Origin of the sequence: Nakamurella sp. PAMC28650 (assembly GCF_014303395.1) — a bacterium.
GTDB lineage: Bacteria > Actinomycetota > Actinomycetes > Mycobacteriales > Nakamurellaceae > Nakamurella.
This window is the reverse complement of record NZ_CP060298.1, coordinates 4963489-4978251: the sequence shown is the minus strand read 5'-3', so window position 1 is coordinate 4978251 and position 14763 is coordinate 4963489. Positions and strand designations below refer to the sequence as shown.

General features: G+C 69.6%; 12 protein-coding genes. 10 read left to right on the top strand and 2 right to left on the bottom strand.

What is annotated here, in order from left to right; genetic code table 11:
• Nucleotides 1-3: 3 nt before the first annotated feature.
• Nucleotides 4-486, bottom strand: coding sequence for a transcriptional regulator (locus tag H7F38_RS22595; RefSeq protein WP_187091865.1), 483 nt, complete (start codon nt 484-486; stop codon nt 4-6).
• 404 nt (nt 487-890) lie between these two features.
• Here H7F38_RS22595 and pyrR point away from each other — a divergent pair, with 404 nt between their 5' ends.
• The 8 genes from pyrR (at nt 891) to pyrF (ending at nt 11158) form a co-directional block, all read left to right on the top strand.
• Complete coding sequence (gene pyrR / locus H7F38_RS22590; protein WP_370531407.1) at nt 891-1454, top strand: bifunctional pyr operon transcriptional regulator/uracil phosphoribosyltransferase PyrR; 564 nt, start codon at nt 891-893, stop codon at nt 1452-1454.
• Nucleotides 1455-1597: 143 nt separating this feature from the next.
• Nucleotides 1598-2524 carry an aspartate carbamoyltransferase catalytic subunit gene (locus tag H7F38_RS22585; protein WP_187094916.1) on the top strand — a complete coding sequence of 309 codons (927 nt, stop codon included), beginning with the start codon at nt 1598-1600 and terminating at the stop codon, nt 2522-2524.
• 41 nt (nt 2525-2565) lie between these two features.
• Complete coding sequence (locus H7F38_RS22580; RefSeq protein WP_255498129.1) at nt 2566-3894, top strand: dihydroorotase; 1329 nt, start codon at nt 2566-2568, stop codon at nt 3892-3894.
• 1 nt (nt 3895) lies between these two features.
• Nucleotides 3896-4420 carry a transporter gene (locus tag H7F38_RS22575; protein WP_187091863.1) on the top strand — a complete coding sequence of 175 codons (525 nt, stop codon included), beginning with the start codon at nt 3896-3898 and terminating at the stop codon, nt 4418-4420.
• Entirely contained in the window at nt 4417-5622 is a 1206-nt protein-coding gene (gene carA, locus H7F38_RS22570; RefSeq protein WP_187091862.1) for a glutamine-hydrolyzing carbamoyl-phosphate synthase small subunit, read from the top strand. The genes H7F38_RS22575 and carA overlap by 4 nt, the downstream gene beginning before the upstream one ends.
• On the top strand, nt 5622-9074 hold the full coding sequence (gene carB / locus H7F38_RS22565) for a carbamoyl-phosphate synthase large subunit (RefSeq protein WP_187091861.1): 3453 nt from the start codon (nt 5622-5624) through the stop codon (nt 9072-9074). The genes carA and carB overlap by 1 nt, the downstream gene beginning before the upstream one ends.
• 141 nt (nt 9075-9215) lie before the next feature.
• Entirely contained in the window at nt 9216-10322 is a 1107-nt protein-coding gene (locus H7F38_RS22560) for a quinone-dependent dihydroorotate dehydrogenase (RefSeq protein ID WP_187091860.1), read from the top strand.
• Complete coding sequence (pyrF, locus tag H7F38_RS22555; RefSeq protein WP_187091859.1) at nt 10322-11158, top strand: orotidine-5'-phosphate decarboxylase; 837 nt, start codon at nt 10322-10324, stop codon at nt 11156-11158. Before H7F38_RS22560 ends, pyrF begins: the two co-directional genes overlap by 1 nt.
• Here the strand turns inward: pyrF and H7F38_RS22550 are convergent.
• Nucleotides 11128-12018, bottom strand: coding sequence for a LysR family transcriptional regulator (locus tag H7F38_RS22550; protein ID WP_222618269.1), 891 nt, complete (start codon nt 12016-12018; stop codon nt 11128-11130). The genes pyrF and H7F38_RS22550 overlap by 31 nt on opposite strands.
• Nucleotides 12019-12078: 60 nt before the next feature.
• Here H7F38_RS22550 and H7F38_RS22545 point away from each other — a divergent pair, with 60 nt between their 5' ends.
• Entirely contained in the window at nt 12079-13020 is a 942-nt protein-coding gene (locus tag H7F38_RS22545; RefSeq protein ID WP_187091858.1) for a DMT family transporter, read from the top strand.
• A gap of 42 nt (nt 13021-13062) precedes the next feature.
• Nucleotides 13063-14742 (top strand): dihydroxy-acid dehydratase, encoded by a 1680-nt coding sequence (gene ilvD / locus H7F38_RS22540; RefSeq protein WP_222618749.1) that lies wholly within the window; start codon nt 13063-13065, stop codon nt 14740-14742.
• The last annotated feature ends 21 nt before the right edge of the window (nt 14743-14763 follow it).

The window sequence follows — 14763 nt, the reverse complement described above, 5'->3', positions numbered from 1 at the left end:
CGGTCAGTCGAGCTCGGTGCCGGCCGGCAGTACGCCCCATCCGACCAGCTGTTCGGTCAGGCTTTCCGGGGACATGTCGTAAATGACAGCGAGTGACCGCAGGTCTTCGGAGCGAATGGTCAGCACCTTGCCGTTGTAGTCTCCGCGCTGGGACTGGATGGCGGCGGCGTAGCGGGCCAGCGGACCGGCCTGGTGGGCCGGCAACTCCGACAACCGGTGGAGGTCGATGACCAACTTGGGGGCCGGCAATCCACGGCGCGAGGCGCGTGCGTCCGGGAGGAGCTCGGCGACCGGGACGCCGTAGAACTCGGCGAGTTCTGCCAGCTTGGCGACCGTGACGGCGCGATCCCCGCGCTCGTAAGAGCCGACCACGACTGCCTTCCAGCGGCCCTCGGACTTCTCTTCGACGCCGTGCAGGCTCAACCCCTGCTGGGCGCGGATCGACCGGAGACGCTGCCCTAGTGCCCGTGCGTAGTCCTGCGTCATGTGAGCCTTTCTGGCCGTCCTGAGATTGAAGCCTGACCGTCTGGGAACACGACAGGACACTCAACACGCAGAGTAGTCGCAACACACCCCATTGTTCTACTCAAACCCGCCGTTCGACCTGGAAAAGTCATCGGCACCGGGTGGGCGACGGCGGTTCACCGCGCCCTGCGGGGGTTGATAGCATCGCAGAGAAGACCCCGTCAGGCCCGCAGCACGGCCGGCGACGCGACGGGTTCGGTCCGAATGTCTTGAGACAGACATCCTTTAAAGCCGTCCAGTGAGGCGGGAAAGGAGTCGGTGTGGTGCCTGCGCGCCCCAGCCGTACCGCCGTGGATGGTGCGGTTCCGGAACAACTCCACCGCGCTCGACGCGTCCAGCGTTCCCAGGCCGACCCGCACATCACGCTGGCTCCCGCGGCGCCTCCGTCCGGTGCGGCCGGTTCGGTGGCCCTGCTCTCGGCAGCCGACATCGGCCGGACCATCGACCGGATCGCCCACCAGATCCTCGAACGCACCGGCGACCACGACGTGGTGCTGGTCGGCATCCCGACCCGAGGCGTCCACCTGGCCAGACGGCTGGCCGACCGGCTCGGCGCCTTCGCCGGTCGCCCGTACCCCGTCGGCTCCCTCGACATCACCCTCTACCGCGACGACCTGCGGCGACGCCCTCCCCGGGCGCTCGAGGAGACCGTGCTACCCGAATCGGGCATCGAGGACGCCACGGTGATTCTCGTCGACGACGTCCTGTACTCCGGGCGGACGGTCCGCGCCGCGCTGGATGCCCTGCGCGATCACGGGCGCCCGGCGGTCGTGCAACTTGCCGTGCTGGTCGACCGGGGGCACCGACGTCTCCCGATCAGGGCCGACTACGTCGGCAAGAACATCCCGACCGCACTGGCGGACGACGTCGCGGTCCGACTCGCCGAATCGGACGGGATCGACGGCGTCGACCTGGTGAGGGGGCAGTGACCGTGCAGGCAAGGAGATCGGAGACCGTGGAGACCGGGAGGTCGGACCTGACGGGTTCGTCTGCCCCGGACCGTCGTCCGACGGCCGTCGCCGGACCGGCTGCCGACCAGGCGGCGCGGACGACCGGCGGTCTTCCCCGTCATCTGCTCTCGGCCGGTGACCTCGACCGGGACGCAGCGTTGCGGATCCTGGACACCGCCACCCGGTTGGACCAGGCGATCGCCGGGCGCGAGGTGCGCAAGCTGCCCACCCTGCGCGGGCGCACGGTGGTGAACCTGTTCTACGAGGACTCCACCCGCACGCGGATCTCCTTCGAACTGGCCGCCAAGCGGCTCTCCGCCGACGTCATCAACTTCTCCGCCAAGGGTTCGTCGGTGTCCAAGGGCGAGTCGCTCAAGGACACCGCCCTCACGCTGCAGGCGATGGGCGCCGACGCCGTCGTCTGCCGCCACCCGTCGTCCGGCGCGCCGGAACGGCTGTCGGCCTGGGTCCAGGGCCACGTCATCAACGCCGGTGACGGCACCCACGAGCACCCGACGCAGGCGCTGCTGGACGCCTACACGCTGCGCCGTCATCTCGCGCCCGGCGGGAGCCTGGAAGGCCGCCGGGTGGTGATCGTCGGGGACGTCCTGCACTCCAGGGTGGCCAGGTCCAACGTCCTGCTGCTGTCCACCCTCGGCGTGGCGGTCACGCTGGTCGCGCCCCCGACGCTGTTGCCGTACGGCGTGCAGACGTGGCCGGCGGAGGTCACCTACGACCTGGACGGCGCGCTCCGGGGCGCCGACGCGGTGATGATGCTGCGGGTCCAGCGCGAGCGGATGGACGGGGCCTTCTTCCCGACCGAGCGCGAGTACACCCGGTCCTACGGGCTCGACTCCCGGCGGGCCGGTCTGCTGGCCGGCCACGGGATCGTCCTGCACCCCGGCCCGATGAACAGAGGCATGGAGATCACCCCGCAGGTCGCGGACGGGGCCGGTTCGGTGATCGTGGAGCAGGTCGCCAACGGGGTGACCGTCCGGATGGCCGTGCTGTACCTCCTGCTGACCGGCGGTCTGGGCGACGCCGCATGAACGGCCCAGCTGCCACAGACAACCCACTCGGAAGGAACACCGTGTCCCAGGCTGTGCTGATTCTCGGGGCCGCCCCCTACGGCGAAACCCCACTGGATCTTCTGCTCGACGGCGGGATCATCGCGGCGGTCGGCCCGGCTGCTGCCCAGGACCCGCGTGCCGAGGGCGCTGTTCGCGTCGACGGCGCCGGCCTGATCGTGCTGCCCGGCCTGGTGGATCTGCACACGCACCTGCGCGAGCCGGGTCGGGAGGATGCCGAAACCGTCCGGACCGGCTCCCAGGCGGCGGCTCTGGGTGGGTACACGGCGATCTTCGCGATGCCCAACACGGACCCGACCGCGGACACTGCCGGGGTGGTCGAGCAGGTCTGGCGCCTCGGGGTGCAGGCCGGGCTGGTCGACGTGCACCCCATCGGTGCGGTGACGGTGGGCCGTCAGGGCGAGCGACTGGCCGAACTCGGCGCGATGGCAGCCTCCGCGGCGCACGTCCGGATCTTCTCCGACGACGGGGAATGCGTGGCCGACCCCCTGCTGATGCGGCGGGCACTGGAATACGTCAAGGCGTTCGACGGCGTCATCGCCCAGCACGCCCAGGAACCGAGGCTGACCGTCGGCGCGCAGATGCACGAGGGCATCGTGTCCGCGAAGCTCGGCATGGCCGGCTGGCCCTCGGTGGCGGAGGAGGCGATCATCGCCCGCGACTGCCTGCTGGCCGACCACGTCGATTCCCGGTTGCACGTCTGTCACGTCTCGACCGCGGGCTCGGTCGAGATCGTTGCTGCGGCCAAGGCCCGGGGGACCAGGGTCACCGCCGAGGTGACGCCCCACCACCTGCTGCTCACCGACGAACGGGCCGTCGGCTACGACCCGCTCTTCAAGGTGAACCCACCGCTGCGCACCGGGTCCGACGTGGCAGCCCTGCGGGCAGCGCTCGTCTCCGGCGCCGTCGACATCGTGGCCACCGACCACGCTCCGCATGCGAGCCAGGACAAGGAAACCGAGTGGGACAGCGCGAAGCCGGGGATGCTGGGTCTGCAGACGGCGCTCTCGGTCGTGATCGGGACGATGGTCCACACGGGGCTGCTGGACTGGCGTGGAGTGGCCAGGGTGATGAGCGAGAAACCCGCCCTCATCGGCGGTCTGGCCGACCAGGGTCGACCGGTCGCGCAGGGTGAGCCGGCCAACCTGGTGCTGCTGGACCCCTCCGCGGTCTGGACGGTCCGCGGTCGGGAGATGGCCAGCCTGTCGAGCAATACACCGTTCGAGGGGATGACGTTGCCGGGCCGGGTGGTCGGCACGTTCCTCCGGGGCGTACGGGTCGATCCGGGCTTCTCGCCGGTGGACGAGCACGCCCAGGCGTCGGGGGTCTGAGATGGACAGGTTCCTGCTCACCGTCGGTCTGATCCTGGTGATCCTGCTGGCCGCCTGGGGATTGCGGGTCGGCTGGAAGCATCGTGCCCAGCGCCAGGCCGACATCGCCGACCTGCCGCCGGCACCGGTGGATCTCGGTGCGGAGTTGACCGAACCGCTGTCCGGGCTCTACGTCTCCAGCACCCCGACCGGTTCGTGGCAGGATCGCATCGTCGCCCACGGACTCGGCCGCCGGGCCGCCGCCACCCTGCACCTGAGTCCGCTCGGGGTGCTCATCGAGCGGGTCGGCGAGTCCGAGATCTTCATCCCGGTCGACGATCTGGTGGCGGTCGGTACCGCGCCGGGCATCGCCGGCAAGGTGATGGGCATGCCCGACGGCATCCTGGTGATCACCTGGCGCCTGGGTGGCAGTTCGATCGACAGCGGACTGCGACTGGAAGACCTGGAGGACCAGGCCGAGTGGATCGCCGCCGCGAAGCGACTCCTCGGAGAACCCACCACCAGCAATGACGGAGCATCGGCATGAGCACTGCGGGCAATTCCTCCACGGCACGTCCCGAGGCTGCGGCCCTGGTGCTGGCGGACGGCCGCGTCTTCCGCGGAACAGCATTCGGCGCAACGGGTATCGCCTTCGGTGAGGCCGTGTTCACCACGGGGATGACGGGCTACCAGGAAACCCTGACCGACCCGTCGTACCGCCGTCAGGTGGTGGTCTCCACGGCGCCGCAGATCGGTAACACCGGCTGGGTCTCCGCAGGAGGTCCCGACGGGACGCAGGACGACAACGAGTCCGGACGCATCTGGGTGGCCGGGTACGTCATCCGCGACCTGTCGCCGGCCCCGTCGAACTGGCGCGCGAGTTCCAGCCTCCCGCAGGAGATGGAAGATCAAGGCGTCCCCGGGATCTCGGGGGTCGACACCCGGGCGCTGACCCGTCATCTGCGGACCGCCGGGGCGATGAACTGCGGGATCTTCTCCGGTGCCGGGCTTGGTTCCACCGACGAGATGCTGGCGCAGGTCAGGGCCCAGCCGCAGATGGCGGGGGCGGACCTGACGAGCGAGGTCTCCACCCGCGACCGCTACACGGTGCCTTCCGTCGGGGAGACCCGGTACACCGTGGCCGCCATCGATCTCGGGATCAAGGCGAACACCCCGCGGATGATGGCGGAGCGCGGGATCACCACCCACGTGGTCCCGGCCGACGTCACCATCGACGACATCCAGGCCCTCGGCGTCGACGGGGTGTTCCTGTCCAACGGCCCGGGTGATCCGTCCAGCCAGACCCGGATGGTGGCGCTGACCCGGGAGATCCTGTCCCGGCGAATCCCGCTCTTCGGCATCTGCTTCGGCAATCAGATCCTCGGTCGCGCACTGGGTTTCGGAACCTACAAGCTGAAGTTCGGGCATCGGGGCATCAACCAACCGGTGCTCGAGAAGGCGACCGGCCGGGTGCTCATCTCGGCGCACAACCACGGATTCGCCGTCGATGCCCCCCTGGACGTCGTCAGCGAGACGGAATTCGGCCGCGTCCAGGTCGGTTTCGTCTGCCTCAACGACAACGTGGTCGAGGGACTGGAATGCCTGGATGTGCCGGCCTTCTCGGTCCAGTTCCACCCCGAGGCCGCTGCCGGGCCGCACGACGCCCAATCGCTGTTCGACCGTTTCACCCTTCTGATGGCTGCTGGCAGCAAGCACGCCTCCACTACGGCAAAAGGCCTTGATCACTGATGCCCGCACGCACTGATATCAAGCACATCCTGGTGATCGGCTCCGGACCGATCGTGATCGGCCAGGCCTGCGAGTTCGACTACTCCGGCACCCAGGCGTGTCGGGTCCTCCGCGAGGAGGGCATCCGCGTCTCGCTGATCAACTCCAACCCGGCCACGATCATGACCGATCCCGAGTTCGCCGACGCCACCTACATCGAGCCGATCACGGCCGAGTACGTGGAGAAGGTGCTGGCCGACCAGGCGGCGCGCGGATTCCCGGTGGATGCGCTGCTGGCCACCCTGGGCGGACAGACGGCCCTGAACACCGCCATCGCCATCTCCGACGCGGGGGTGCTCGAGAAGTACGACGTCGAACTGATCGGCGCCGACATCCCAGCCATCCAGCGCGGCGAGGACCGGCAGATCTTCAAGGACATCGTCCGCGGGCTCGGCGGCGACGTGCCGCGCTCCGCGGTCTGCCACACCCTCGAGGAGGTTCGCGCCACGGTGGCCGATCTCGGGCTGCCCGTGGTCATCAGGCCGTCCTTCACCATGGGGGGCCTCGGGTCCGGCATGGCCTACACGGCAGATGATCTCGAGCGGATCGCCGCGACGGGACTGGCCGCGTCGCCGGTGCACGAGGTGTTGATCGAGGAGAGCGTGCTCGGTTGGAAGGAGTACGAACTGGAGTTGATGCGCGACGCGCACGACAACATGGTCGTGGTCTGCTCCATCGAGAACATCGATCCGATGGGCGTGCACACCGGCGACTCGATGACCGTCGCACCGGCGATGACGCTGACCGACCGCGAGTACCAGGACATGCGGGATCTGGGACTGAAGATCCTCCGCGCGGTCGGGGTGGCCACCGGCGGGTGCAACATCCAGTTCGGCATCGAGCCCTCGACCGGTCGGATGGTCGTCATCGAGATGAATCCGCGGGTCTCGCGGTCGTCGGCGCTGGCCTCCAAGGCGACCGGCTTCCCGATCGCCAAGATCGCCGCGAAGCTCGCGATCGGCTACACCCTCGACGAGATCGCCAACGACATCACCAAGGCGACGCCGGCAGCCTTCGAGCCCTCGCTGGACTATGTCGTCGTCAAGATCCCGCGGTTCGCCTTCGAGAAGTTCCCCGGCGCCGATCCGACTCTCACCACCACCATGAAGTCGGTGGGGGAGGCCATGTCGATCGGCCGGTCGTTCGCGGAGGCCCTCGGGAAGGCCATGCGCTCGATGGAGACCAAGGTCTCGGGATTCTGGACCGGACCGGCCATGGCGAAGGGTGATCTGGACGGGCTCCTGGCCCAGATCGCCGTCCCGACCGACGGTCGCATCTACCAGGTCGAGCGGGCGCTGGCCTGGGGTGCGAGCATCGAGCAGGTCTACGAGGCCTCCCGGATCGACCCGTGGTTCCTGCGTCAGATCCAGCTGATCGCCTCGATCGGCAACGACGTCCGGGATGCTGCGGAGTTGGATGCGCGCCTGCTCCGCACGGCCAAGCGGTACGGCCTGTCGGATCTCCAGATCTCGGTGCTGCGGCCCGAACTGGGCTCCGAGACGGCCGTGCGGGAGCTACGGTGGTCCCTCGGCGTCCGGCCGGTGTTCAAGACCGTCGACACCTGCGCCGCCGAGTTCGAAGCTGCCACCCCGTACCACTACTCGGCCTACGAGACCGACCCCGCCGCCGAGTCCGAGGTGGCCCGCCAGACCGACCGCGAGAAGATCATCATCCTGGGATCCGGACCGAACCGGATCGGCCAGGGCATCGAGTTCGACTACTCCTGCGTGCATGCCGCCCTGGCCCTGCGCGAGGCCGGCTTCGAAACCGTGATGGTCAACTGCAATCCGGAGACGGTCTCCACTGACTACGACACCTCGGACCGCTTGTACTTCGAGCCTCTGACGGCCGAGGACGTCCTGGAAGTGATTGCTGCCGAACAGGAGTCGGGCACGGTGGCCGGGGTGATCGTCACGCTGGGTGGGCAGACCCCGTTGAAGCTGGCCTCCGTCCTGGACGGTGCGTCGATCGTCCGTCGGGACGGATCGGGGGAGCGGGTCGAGGTAGCCATTCTCGGGACCTCCTCGGACGCCATCGATCTCGCCGAGGACCGCGGCCGGTTCGGTGAACTGCTGGCGCGGGCCGGACTGCCGGCGCCGGCGTTCGGAATGGCCACCTCGTTCGAGCAGGCACGGGTGGCCGCCGAACGGATCGGCTACCCGGTGCTGGTCCGGCCCTCCTACGTGCTCGGCGGCCGCGGCATGGAGATCGTCTACGACGAGCCGTCGCTGGCCGACTACATCAGTCGCGCGACGGAGATCACCGACGATCACCCGGTGCTGGTCGACCGCTTCCTGGACGACGCCATCGAGATCGATGTCGACGCGCTGTGCGACGGCACCGAGGTCTACCTCGGCGGCGTGATGGAGCACATCGAGGAGGCCGGCATCCACTCCGGTGACTCGGCCTGCGTGCTGCCGCCGATCACCCTGGGCCGCAGCGACATCGAGCGGGTGCGCAAGCACACCGAGGCGATCGCCCTGGACGGTCACGTGGTCGGACTGCTCAACGTGCAGTACGCGCTGAAGGACCAGACGCTCTACGTCCTGGAGGCCAACCCGCGGGCCAGTCGGACCGTTCCGTTCACGTCCAAGGCCACCGCGGTGCCACTGGCCAAGGCGGCCGCGCGGATCATGGCCGGTGCCAGCATCGCGTCGTTGCGCGTCGAAGGTCTCCTGCTCGCCGAGGGTGACGGCGGGCTGATGCCGGCCGGCTCACCGGTCTCGGTCAAGGAGGCCGTGATGCCGTTCCATCGCTTCCGCCGGCCGGACGGTACCGGGGTCGACACCCTGCTCGGGCCCGAGATGCGTTCCACCGGTGAGGTGATGGGGGTCGACATGGCCTTCGGTCCGGCCTTCGCGAAGTCCCAGACCGCGTCCTACGGATCGTTGCCCACCAAGGGCACCGTCTTCGTGTCCGTGGCCAACGCGGACAAGCGGTCGCTGGTCTTCCCGGTCAAACGGCTCGCCGATCTGGGGTTCACCATCCTGGCCACCGAAGGGACGGCGGACATGCTGCAGCGCAACGGGATCGACGTGCAGGTGGTGCGCAAGCACTACGAGAGCGCAGCGGGTGAGACGATCCTGGACCTGATCAAGGCGGGCAAGGTGGATCTGGTCATCAACACCCCGTACGGCCAGTCCGGTCCGCGGATCGACGGGTACGAGATCCGCACGGCCGCCGTCGCCGCCGACATCCCCTGCATCACCACGGTGGCCGGCGCGGCCGCCGCCATCCAGGGCATCGAGGCGGTCACCCGCTCCGAGGTCGGCGTGGCTCCGCTCCAGGTGCTGCAGGAACGACTACGCGTCGCACGGGCCGCTGCCGTGTCCTCTGCACCCACGGGAGCCGCCGCACCCACAGAATCCGCCGCACCCACAGGATCCGCCGTGTCGGGGTTCCCCGGTGCCTGAATCCGTCGCGTTTATCACCTTCGCCAGCGCTCATCATCGGGTCGACTTGCGTCCCACCCGTCACATTTCCGCGACGTTCATGAGCGCCGGCGAAGTTGATAAGCGCGGGGTGGGGGCCGGCGGTCGATGACGATGCTGGACATGGTGTACGAGCGGTTGGCCAGGCCGGTGCTGTTCCGGCTGGGACGGGGTGACGCGGAGGTCGTGCACCACGCGACCCTGCGGGCGCTGCACGGCGTGGGCGACGTGACAGCTGCCCGCAAGGGGCTCTCGCTGCTGCTGGGACGGCATCGCAGTCCGCGCACGGTGTTCGGCATCGATTTCCCGTCCGCCGTCGGGTTGGCCGCCGGGATGGACAAGGACGGGATCGCCGTCAGGGCATGGCCGGCAATGGGTTTCGGATTTGCCGAGCTCGGGACGGTCACCGCGCACCCGCAGCCGGGCAACGACAGGCCGCGACTGTTCCGGTTGAAGTCCTCGGAGGCCATCGTCAACCGGATGGGCTTCAACAACGCCGGGGCCGCCGCATTGGCCGTCACTCTCGCCGGGGTCGGCAAAGTCGGTATCCCGCTGGGCATATCACTCGGGAAGTCCAAGCTGACCCCGGTCGAGGATGCCGTCGGGGACTACCTCCGGTCGCTGCGGGCCGTGCACGACTACGCCGACTACATCGCGGTGAACGTCTCGTCGCCGAACACGCCCGGGCTGAGGTCGCTGCAGGAGAAGGGGCCGCTGGGCGAGCTTCTGGGCGCCCTGACGGGCAGTGCGGCCGCGCTGGCCGGAGGTGGTCGGCCGGTGCCGATCCTCGTCAAGATCGCGCCGGACCTGACGGACGCCGCCATCGCAGAGTTGCTCCAGGTCTGTCACGAGCAGGGGATCGCCGGTGTCATCGCCACCAACACCACGCTCTCGCGCGACGGGATCTCCGCGCGGGACCGGCAGTCGGGCTCCGAGGCGGGCGGCCTCTCGGGGGCGCCACTACGCCGGCGGGCGCTGGAAGTCGTCCGGTTCGTGACCGGACACACCGACCTCCCGGTGATCGGAGTCGGTGGGATCTCCACGCCCGAGCACGGTATGGCCATGCTGGACGCCGGGGCGGCACTGCTGCAGCTCTACACCGGGTTCATCTACTCCGGTCCCGGCCTGGTCACCGGCCTCAACAAGGCCATCAGCGCACGGGATCGGAAGCCGGGCCGCGGGCCGGACACCCACACCGGGCCGGACACCGAGGGACGGAGGGCACGCTGATGGAGCCGTTCGGTGCCAAGCTCGCCGCCGCCATGGCGGCCAGGGGCCCGCTGTGCGTCGGGATCGACCCTCATCCGGGCCTGCTGCGGGCGTGGGATCTGCCGGAAACGGTGGCCGGACTGGAGAAGTTCGCGATGACGGCGGCCGAGGCGTTGGCCGGCACGGTGGCCGTGCTCAAGCCGCAGTCCGCGTTCTTCGAGGCCTACGGCTCCGGCGGCATCGCGGTACTGGAGCGGTTGATCGCCCGGTGCCGGGAGGAGGGAGCCCTGGTGCTGCTGGATGCCAAACGTGGCGACATCGGCTCCACCATGGCCGCCTACGCGGCGGCCTATGTGACCGACGGCTCACCGCTGGCCGCCGACGCCGTCACGCTGTCCCCGTTCCTCGGCTTCGGATCACTCCAGCCGGCCCTCGACGCGGCACGAGCCAACGGTCGGGGCATCTTCGTGCTGGCCATGACGTCCAACCCGGAAGGCCCCGCGCTGCAGCACTCGGTGGGCCGCGATGGCCGTTCGGTGGCTCAGGCCATCGCGGACGCGGCCGCAGACCAGAACCGCGGCGAGCGCCCGATGGGCTCGGTGGGGCTGGTCGTGGGTGTCACGAACGGGCGCACCGGGGTCGACCTGTCCGAGGTCAACGGACCGTTCCTGGCCCCGGGCCTCGGTGCCCAGGGTGGAACGGTCGCCGACCTCGCCGTGGTCTTCGGCGAAGATCTGTCCACGGTCCTCCCGACGACGAGCAGGGAAGTGCTCGGCGCGGGGCCGTCGATGCAGGCCCTGCGAGAGTCCGCGCTGAGGCTGGCGGATCAGCTGCGCGAGGCGCTCTCCGTCGGCTGACCCGCCGGCTCATCCGCCACCACCTGACGGACCAGCGCCAGGAGCAGGGGGACCGCCGGATGCGAGGGCGGGTCGGCCCAGATGAGCATCACCGGAAGATCAGGTGCGTCCGCGAGCGGCACGAAGGCGACCCCCGGATGGCCGTGCATCTGCGCGGTCGACTCGGCGGTCACGCCCACCGCCCGGTCGGCGGCGATCGCCGCCAGCCAGTCATCGGTGTTGGCCACCGTCACGATCTCCCGGGGCTGTGCTCCGGCCGGCCACAGCGAGACGGTCGTCGATCCGGCGGTGGGGCTCAGGCCCACCGGATGACGGGCGAGATCGGCCAGCGTCAGGCTCGCCCGCGACGCCAGCTCGCCACCGGCCGGGACCGCGGCCAGGCGTCGTTCGTCGAACAGATGGGCGCCGGCGAATCCGCGCGGAGCGGACCCGCGCACCAGGGCCACGTCCGAACGTCCGTCGGCCAGGCCTGCGGTGCGATCGTCGAACCGCAGCAGTTCCAGCGGGATGTCCGGATGTGCCCGCCCCCACCTGCGCAGAAGGGTGGGGGTGTGACGACCGAGGGCCGACCACGAGTGGCCCAGCCGCAGGGGCCAGGTATCCAGACGCGCGGGGTCGGTCGTCTCATCAAAAGTTGCGACGGCGGTCGCCGCCCTGGCCGCGAAGTGCTGACCCGCCGTGGTGAGTTCCAGGTGGTGGGTGGAACGGTCCACCAGCTGGACGCCGAGGTGGGTCTCGAGCTGTCGCAGGGTGCGGGACAGTGCCGGCTGGGTGATGTGCAGCAGCGCAGCCGCTCTGGTGATGTTGCCCTCCTGCGCGATGAGCAGGAAGTAGCGCAGGTGGCGGACCTCGATGGTCATGCCTGCAGAGCATAACCAGTGCTGATCCGGCATTTCACGCCGGTCCGATCCGGTCCTACTGTGAGCAGTGTGCTCACCACGCCCGTCCAGACGACCCGGACCACCCGGTCGGTCTCCACCTCTTGGCGTGCGACGTCCGTCGGCCTGGTCGTCACGGGTGCGCTGTCGGTGCAGTTCGGCGCGGCGATCGCGGTGCTGCTCTTCCCCCGGGTCGGCGCGCTCGGTGTCGTCTCGCTCCGGCTGGCCCTCTCCGCGATCCCGCTGCTGCTGATCTTCCGGCCGAGGCTGACCGGCCGCGACCGGGGCGACTGGCAGCTGGTCCTGGCCTTCGGTGGCGTGCTGGCGGGCATGAACGTGCTCTTCTACCAGGCCATCGATCGCATCCCGCTGGGCGCGGCGGTCACCATCGAGGTGCTGGGACCGCTTGCGCTGTCGGTGTTCTCGAGTCGGAAATGGCTCTCCTGGGTGTGGGCGGCGCTGGCGCTCGCCGGAGTGGTGCTGCTCGGTGGCGGGCTGAGCGGCCTGAACCTGGCGGGAGTGCTGTTCGCGCTGGGTGCCGGCGTGCTGTGGGCGGCCTACATCCTGCTCAGCGCGCGGTCCGGCGCTCGCTTCCAGGGAGCGGACGGGCTCGCGCTCTCGATGGGGGTGGCCACCGTCCTGACGCTGCCACTGGGGATCCTGGCGGCCGGATCGGTCCTCTTCCAGCCGGGCGTCCTGCTGATCGGACTGGCCATCGCGGTGCTGTCCTCCAGCATTCCCTACACGCTGGAGCTCTTCGCGCTGCGGACGATTCCGGCCTCGACCTTCGCCATCCTGGTCAGCCTCGGGCCGGCCATCGGCGCGGCCTCCGGCTTCCTGATCCTGCACCAGCGGATCGGCCCGACCGATCTGGTGGCGATGAGCATGGTGATCGTGGCGAGCGCCGGAGCCGTCCTCACCTCCTCGGGTCGTTCCCACCGCGATGACGGGGCGACTCCTGTCACCCGCCCGATCGAGGTCTGAGGGCGTCGCGCCGATAGGCTGCGGCCGGTGAGCACACCGGACATGAAGCCGCGCAGTCGCCAGGTCACCGATGGAATCGAGAGCACCGCGTCGCGCGGCATGCTCCGGGCCGTGGGGATGGGCGACGACGACTGGGGCAAGGCCCAGATCGGGGTCGGCAGTTCGTGGAACGAGATCACCCCGTGCAACCTGTCTCTCGATCGCCTGGCGCAGGCCTGCAAGGAGGGTGTGCACGCCGGCGGCGGGTACCCGCTGCAGTTCGGCACGATCTCCGTGTCGGACGGCATCTCGATGGGCCACGAGGGCATGCACTTCTCGCTGGTCTCCCGCGAGGTGATCGCCGACTCGGTGGAAACCGTCATGCAAGCCGAGCGGCTGGACGGCTCGGTGCTGCTGGCCGGGTGCGACAAGTCGCTGCCGGGCATGCTGATGGCCGCGGCCCGGCTCGACCTGGCCTCGGTCTTCCTCTACGCCGGCACCATCGCGCCGGGATGGGTCAAGCTCGAGGACGGAACCGAGAGGAACGTGACGCTGATCGATGCCTTCGAGGCGGTCGGTGCCTGCAAGGCCGGCAAGATGAGCGAGACCGATCTCGGACGCATCGAACGAGCCATCTGCCCCGGTGAGGGTGCCTGCGGCGGCATGTACACGGCCAACACGATGGCCTCGGCCGCAGAGGCGCTGGGCATGTCCCTGCCGGGATCGGCCGCGCCGCCGGCGGCGGACCGCCGTCGGGACTACTTCGCGCACCGGTCCGGCGAAGCGGTCGTGCGGCTGATCCGCGAGGGGATCACCGCCCGGGACATCATGACGAAGAAGGCCTTCGAGAATGCCATCGCGGTCGTGATGGCGCTGGGCGGCTCGACCAACGCGGTGCTGCATCTGCTGGCCATCGCGCACGAGGCGGAGGTCGACCTGACGCTGGCCGATTTCAACCGGATCGCCGACCGGGTACCGCATCTCGGTGATCTCAAACCGTTCGGCCGGTTCGTGATGAACGACATGGACCGGGTGGGCGGCATTCCCGTCGTGATGAAGGCGCTCCTGGATGCGGGTCTGCTGCACGGCGACGCCCTGACGGTGACCGGCCGGACGCTGGCGCAGAACCTGGCCGAACTGGAACTTCCGGACCTCGACGGCGAGGTGCTCCGCAAGCTCGACAATCCGCTGCACCGGACCGGGGGGATCGCGATCCTGCACGGTTCGATGGCTCCGGACGGCGCGGTGGTCAAGACGGCAGGCTTCGATCTGGCGGTCTTCGAGGGCCCGGCCCGCGTCTTCGAGCGGGAGCGTGCGGCGATGGATGCCCTGACTGACGGTCGGATCAGGCCGGGCGACGTGATCGTGATCCGCTACGAGGGCCCCAAGGGCGGTCCCGGGATGCGCGAGATGCTGGCCATCACTGCCGCGATCAAGGGCGCGGGCCTCGGCAAGGAGGTGTTGCTGCTGACCGACGGCCGGTTCTCAGGGGGGACCACCGGCCTGTGCATCGGGCACATCGCTCCGGAAGCGGTCGACGGCGGCCCGATCGCCTTCCTGCGGGACGGAGACGTGATCAGGGTCGACATCGCCGCGAGGACCATCGATCTGCTGGTGGGGGCCGAGGAGCTGGTCGGCCGCCGGGACGGTTGGGCGCCGTTGTCCCACCAGTACCGCCGGGGTGTGCTGGCCAAGTATTCCAAGCTGGTCGGTTCGGCCGCCCGGGGCGCGATCACCAGCTGACCGCGGTGGGCCCCGACCGGG

Bases quoted from the DNA above. Each gene is read 5' to 3' on its own strand.
- carB (WP_187091861.1), top strand. From the start codon at position 5,622: ATGCCCGCACGCACTGATATCAAGCACATCCTGGTGATCGGCTCCGGA.
- H7F38_RS22560 (WP_187091860.1), top strand. From the start codon at position 9,216: ATGGTGTACGAGCGGTTGGCCAGGCCGGTGCTGTTCCGGCTGGGACGG.
- H7F38_RS22550 (WP_222618269.1), bottom strand. From the start codon at position 12,018: ATGACCATCGAGGTCCGCCACCTGCGCTACTTCCTGCTCATCGCGCAG.
- ilvD (WP_222618749.1), top strand. From the start codon at position 13,063: ATGAAGCCGCGCAGTCGCCAGGTCACCGATGGAATCGAGAGCACCGCG.
- carA (WP_187091862.1), top strand. From the start codon at position 4,417: ATGAGCACTGCGGGCAATTCCTCCACGGCACGTCCCGAGGCTGCGGCC.
- H7F38_RS22595 (WP_187091865.1), bottom strand. From the start codon at position 486: ATGACGCAGGACTACGCACGGGCACTAGGGCAGCGTCTCCGGTCGATC.
- H7F38_RS22575 (WP_187091863.1), top strand. From the start codon at position 3,896: ATGGACAGGTTCCTGCTCACCGTCGGTCTGATCCTGGTGATCCTGCTG.
- pyrF (WP_187091859.1), top strand. From the start codon at position 10,322: ATGGAGCCGTTCGGTGCCAAGCTCGCCGCCGCCATGGCGGCCAGGGGC.